The sequence below is a fragment of the Bradyrhizobium vignae genome (genome assembly GCF_004114425.1).
In the GTDB taxonomy this organism is placed as follows: Bacteria; Pseudomonadota; Alphaproteobacteria; order Rhizobiales; family Xanthobacteraceae; genus Bradyrhizobium; species Bradyrhizobium vignae.
This window is the reverse complement of record NZ_RDQF01000117.1, coordinates 1-4,917: the sequence shown is the minus strand read 5'-3', so window position 1 is coordinate 4,917 and position 4,917 is coordinate 1. Positions and strand designations below refer to the sequence as shown.

At 64.1% G+C, this 4,917-nt stretch carries 4 protein-coding genes and 1 pseudogene; 2 read left to right on the top strand and 3 right to left on the bottom strand.

The window, feature by feature from the left end:
* Positions 1-130, top strand: a pseudogene (locus tag EAV90_RS38765) (IS481 family transposase); the annotation flags it as partial.
* A 96-nt stretch (positions 131-226) separates the two neighbouring features.
* On the opposite strand, the gene EAV90_RS38760 reads toward EAV90_RS38765, so the two are convergent.
* The 3 genes from EAV90_RS38760 to EAV90_RS38750 all read right to left on the bottom strand — a co-directional run bounded on the left by EAV90_RS38760 (position 227) and on the right by EAV90_RS38750 (position 3,723).
* On the bottom strand, positions 227-1,051 hold the full coding sequence (locus tag EAV90_RS38760; RefSeq protein ID WP_122405716.1) for a sulfite exporter TauE/SafE family protein: 825 nt from the start codon (positions 1,049-1,051) through the stop codon (positions 227-229).
* Between the two features lie 186 nt (positions 1,052-1,237).
* Positions 1,238-2,605 (bottom strand): flippase, encoded by a 1,368-nt coding sequence (locus EAV90_RS38755; RefSeq protein WP_164937298.1) that lies wholly within the window; start codon positions 2,603-2,605, stop codon positions 1,238-1,240.
* A gap of 278 nt (positions 2,606-2,883) precedes the next feature.
* On the bottom strand, positions 2,884-3,723 hold the full coding sequence (locus EAV90_RS38750; RefSeq protein ID WP_122405714.1) for a protein-disulfide reductase DsbD domain-containing protein: 840 nt from the start codon (positions 3,721-3,723) through the stop codon (positions 2,884-2,886).
* A 142-nt stretch (positions 3,724-3,865) separates the two neighbouring features.
* Between EAV90_RS38750 and EAV90_RS38745 the strand changes: the two genes are divergently transcribed.
* Complete coding sequence (locus tag EAV90_RS38745) at positions 3,866-4,510, top strand: YqgE/AlgH family protein (protein ID WP_129146431.1); 645 nt, start codon at positions 3,866-3,868, stop codon at positions 4,508-4,510.
* The last annotated feature ends 407 nt before the right edge of the window (positions 4,511-4,917 follow it).

Genomic DNA, 4,917 nt, shown 5'->3' with positions numbered 1-4,917 from the left:
ACGTCTTTGGAAAGTGCCACAGGCCTTCCGTGGCGAGCGCCTCGCCATCCGCCCCTCGGCAAACGATGCGCAATACGGGATCTTCTTTGCCGCCCACCAAGTCGCTATCATCGACTTGGCGAGCGGATGATGTGTCGGCTATGTCCCCGAACACCCGTCGGTCATGTCCCCGGGCTGAACATCAAGCCGGGCGAGGACAGCGAGACGGAACGATGTCCGTCCTTCGCTAGTGGCTCCACGCCAGCGCCGTCACGATCGCCGACGACAAATTCAGCTCCGCGAACATGATCTTGCCGGCGACCACGAACAGCACGCTGGCGAGGGTCAAGCGCAGTACCGGTTCGGGCACGCGCGTTGCACTATAACTGCCGACGACGATGCCGGGCAGCGAGCCCATCAGCAGCACGCCCATCAGGCCCCAGTCGACGTCGCCGAGCGCCCAGTGCCCGACGCCCGCGACCAGCGTCAGCGGCACGGCATGGGCGATGTCCGAGCCGACGATGCTCGCCATCGGCAGGCGCGGATAGAGCAGCAGCAAGACGGTGACGCCGACCGCGCCGGCGCCGACGGAGGAGATCGAGACCAGCGCGCCGAGCACGATACCGGTGACGACGGTCGCGACCGCGGTGGTGCGCTCGTCGACCCGCTCCAGGCTCTTGCGGTAGCGCTCCATGAGCGCCTTACGGAAGATCAGCGACGTGGCGGTCAGCAGCAGTGCAAAGCACAGCACCACGTTGACCAGGCTGCGCTCGGTGTCGCTTCTGGGGTCGAGCTTCCACAGCACCAGCAGCGTCAGCGCGCTCGCCGGAATGCTGCCGCAGGCCAGCCGCAGTACCGCCGGCCAGTGCACGCTGCGCGACCAGCCATGCACGATGCTGCCGCCGGTCTTGGTCGCGGCGGCATAGAGCAGGTCCGTCCCGACGGCAGTGGATGGATGGACGCCGAACAACAGGATCAGCAGCGGTGTCATCAACGAGCCGCCGCCTACGCCGGTCATGCCGACGAGCAGGCCGACACCAAATCCGGAGGCGACGTAGAGTGGATCGATCATGGTCCGGGGAATGTTGGGTTTATCTCGTCGGTTGAGCAATATGACGTAGAATAAACTTTCCCTGGGGCGCAACTACTTAGGAGGAATAAGAAAAATCATGCTGCCGACCGGGGGCGGGTAGTCGTTTTGCCTCGTTGCCGGGCTTTTCACGCCATGGGCGTTTCTCAAGCGGCAGGGCAGGCGGAGCTATTTACCAAACGCCAGCACGTGCAGTCCCAGTCGCTGCCGCACGATCCAGAACAAGAGCACCGTCTCGAAGCTCAGCGAGATCGAGGTCGCGGCCGCCGCGCCGTGACCGCCGAAGCGCGGCACCAGGATCACGCAGAGCGCAACGTTCATCACGAAGGCCAGCGCATAAGCCAGCGCGCAGATCTTCTGCTGGCCGAGCATGTTGAGCAGGCGCTCGACCGGGCCGATCGCGGCGCGCACCACGAGGCCGATCGCAGCGATGAACATGATGTCGTAGCCGACCGTGAATTGCGGCCCGAACAGCCAGAGCAGCGGCTTGCCGAGCGCGAGCAGTACGATGGTCGCGGCCAGCGACGGCCAGAACGTCCAGTTGATGGCATGCGCCACATAGGCCGACAGGCGCGCCTTGTCTCCGAGCGCATTGTATTCCGCAAATCGGTGCGCCGTCGTCGCCGACATCGCGTAATGGATGAACGAGACCAGCGCCAGCGTCTTCACCACGGCGAAATAGACGCCGACCTCGTCGGACGGGCGGAACTGCTGCAGCACCAGCACGTCGGTGTAGGACAAGAGCAGGTAGAAGCTCTCCACCAACAGGATCGGCAGCGACACGGCGAGCCAGCCCCTGACGTCATAGGCCTTCCGGCCCGGCTCGATGTGATCGGCGAGCTTGCGGTTCAGCGCCACCATCTGCCCGGTCATCGCGATCCAGACCGCGGCGGCGCTCGCCACCATCGCAGCGACCGCGCCGAGGTGATAACCGAGCACGAACGCGCCGGCCGTGATGCCGATGATCAGGGCCTGACGGATGATGAATTGCGGCATCAGGCCGAGCTGCATCCAGTCGTGCGAGCGCGCGATGCCGTCCTGGGTGTTGGCGACCACGAAAGCCGGCAGCGTCATGCAGCCGATATAGAGCGGCAGCACCTCGGCCGGATCGATCCAGGGCGACAGCAGCTTGACGATGGCGACGAGGCCGAGCGACACCAGGGTGGATACGGCAAAGGTCAGCCAGCGGCTGCCGGAGAGGAAGCCGCGCAGCAGCGCATGCTCGCCGCTAGTCCGGTACTCCGGGATGATCTTTTGCGCGGAGGCCGAGATGCCGAAATCCATCATGCTGCCAAGTAGCAGCACCCAGGTCCAGACATAGACATAGATGCCGTAGTCGGACGTGCCCATCCAGCGCGCCAGCAGCACCTGCGAGACATAGGCAAGCCCGGCGCTGATGACGCGGATGACGAAGATGGTGCCGGCGAGCCGCCGCGTCAGCGACGCCTCGCTCGATCCGCCCGCGAGCTTAGCCCGCAGCCGCGCGATCAGGCCGGCCGCTCCGGTCGTTGCGGGTTGTGCATCCGTCACGGCCAATTCGAAAATCCCCAAGCGCGTTCAGCACGCGCTACAGGGTTGGGACTTAGCAACCATTCGTTAAGATTTGGTTGGGTGGCCGTCCCATCCTCGGTGTCGTCCGGGACAAGCGAAGCACCGATCCGGAGCCCATAGCCCCAGGGAGAAGTTGGAGCGCGAGCTGTTAACTCCGAGTCTCGGCGCGCGCCTGGGGCGCGCTTGTCCGGGACGACAGCTGAGAGTGGGCGAGAGCAGCGCAACTCGCTCGCCGCCGTCCTGACCGTTGCCGGGACGACTCTTCACTCCAGATTCGTATTGAACTCGTACGCCTTGTCCGGCCCGACCAGCGTGAACTTCAGCGCGGCGCCCTCGGGCTTGGCGCCCGGCGGCAGACCGTCGAGTTCGAACGTAAACCGCATCACCCCAGGCGGGCTGGGCTGCACCGGCGCCGGAATCGGCAGCGCCCAGTCCGGCGTCGGCCCTTCCACGAACAGATTGACGTTGCGGCTGTCGGGCGCAACCACGTCGACCACGACGTTCTTCGGCCCGTCACGCTTGACGTCGCGGATGGTGAGCGGATTGGGGTCGCCGATATTGGCGGGCTTCGGCACGGTGTCGAGCGCCGCGCGCAGGTTCGCATCCTCGGTCGAGGCGACGCTGTTGAAGCCGAGCTCGGCGTTGGCCTCGACGGGAATGCAGAGTTTCTCGCACACCGCGTAATTGATCTCGGCGCGCAGCGTCACCGGCTTGTCGGCCGATTTGGCGACGATACGCAGGGGCAGTACGATCTGGTCGTGATACCCGATCGAATGGCCGCCCGCGCCGTCGTCGAATTTCAGCGGCGCCGGCCACATGATCGTCACCGCTTCGACATTGTCGGATTTCGAGAAGTCGAACCGGGGTGGAACGCCGGAATCGCCGGGGGTACGCCAGTAGGTCTTCCATCCCGGCTGGAGCTGGAACGCGATACCGCCCAGCAGGACCGCGCCGCTGCGCGATCCCGCCAGCAGCCGCACTGCGGAATGTCCGTCGCGCTGCCACGGCGAAGCGTCATCGGCGCGGGCTGCGATGGCGAACGACGAGGCGAGCAGGGTTGTCGCGACGCCAATCGCCGCACGCAGGGGAACTCTTGTGAGCATGGCACGTCTTTACAGGGTCGTCCCAGGCCAAACCATTGAATTGCTTGTGATGGATGCACTCGAATCCAATCGCCGCAAGCCTTGATTTGACAGCGGCTAGGTCCGACATCAGGATAGGAATTGAAACCGGAGTGCTTCACCGATGGCTCCCACTGGCAAGAGGACGGGCGAAGGCACCCGCAGCTCGGGCCCCCCGCTGCCCAATTCGGCCGGTTATCTCGACGGCCGGCTCCTGATCGCGATGCCCGTGATGGGCGATCCCCGCTTCGAGCGCTCGGTGATCTATCTCTGCGCTCATTCCGCCGAGGGCGCGATGGGCATCATCGTGAACCACCCGGCCGGCAGCATCGACTTCCCCGAGCTGTTGGAGCAGCTCGGGATCATCAAGAAGGGCGACCACATCAAGCTGCCGGAGAATGCCGAAAGCATGAAGGTGCTGCGCGGCGGGCCGGTCGATACCGGCCGCGGCTTCGTGCTGCATTCCAGCGACTTCTACATCGAGAATGCGACGCTGCGGATCGATGACGGCGTCTGCCTCACCGCGACCGTCGACATCCTGCGCGCGATCGCCAATGGCTCCGGCCCCAAGCACGCCATCCTCGCGCTCGGCTATGCCGGCTGGGCGCCGGGCCAGCTCGAGACGGAGATCCAGAGCAACGGCTGGCTGCATTGCGATGCGGATACGGATCTGATTTTCGGCGACGACGTCGACGACAAATACAATCGCGCTTTGCAGAAGATCGGCATCGATCCAGGCATGCTCTCGAACGAAGCGGGGCACGCGTAGCTGGCGCGACACCTTCTGCTGTTGCGCGTCACCCTCGGCTGTCATGCCCCGGCTTGATCGGGGCATCCAGTACGCCGCGGCTTATCTTCTATCACAACCCTCCCGGTGTACTGGATCGCCCGGTCCCGGCTCCGCTAAAGCATGATCCGGAAAAGTGCGAAGCGGTTTTCCGGAAAGATCATGCGTGAACAACAAGCTAAAGCGCGATGACGATTCATCCAAATCTCATCGCGCTTTAGTCATCCGTGAAGAGCGGCTAAGCGATTGAGCTGGAATCGCTTTTGTGGTTGCGGGGTGTTTTAGGATTGCAGGGTTTTGATGCTTCGGGCATCGGAACCTTGCAATTTCATTTTCAGGATTCCGTCGAATCGCCAGACATGATTCGGTGGCCGCATCGGAGGTGGCGA

What these genes read in the sequence shown, in the direction of transcription:
- EAV90_RS38760 (WP_122405716.1), bottom strand. Translation starts at nt 1,051, where the DNA reads ATGATCGATCCACTCTACGTCGCCTCCGGATTTGGTGTCGGCCTGCTC.
- EAV90_RS38750 (WP_122405714.1), bottom strand. Translation starts at nt 3,723, where the DNA reads ATGCTCACAAGAGTTCCCCTGCGTGCGGCGATTGGCGTCGCGACAACC.
- EAV90_RS38745 (WP_129146431.1), top strand. Translation starts at nt 3,866, where the DNA reads ATGGCTCCCACTGGCAAGAGGACGGGCGAAGGCACCCGCAGCTCGGGC.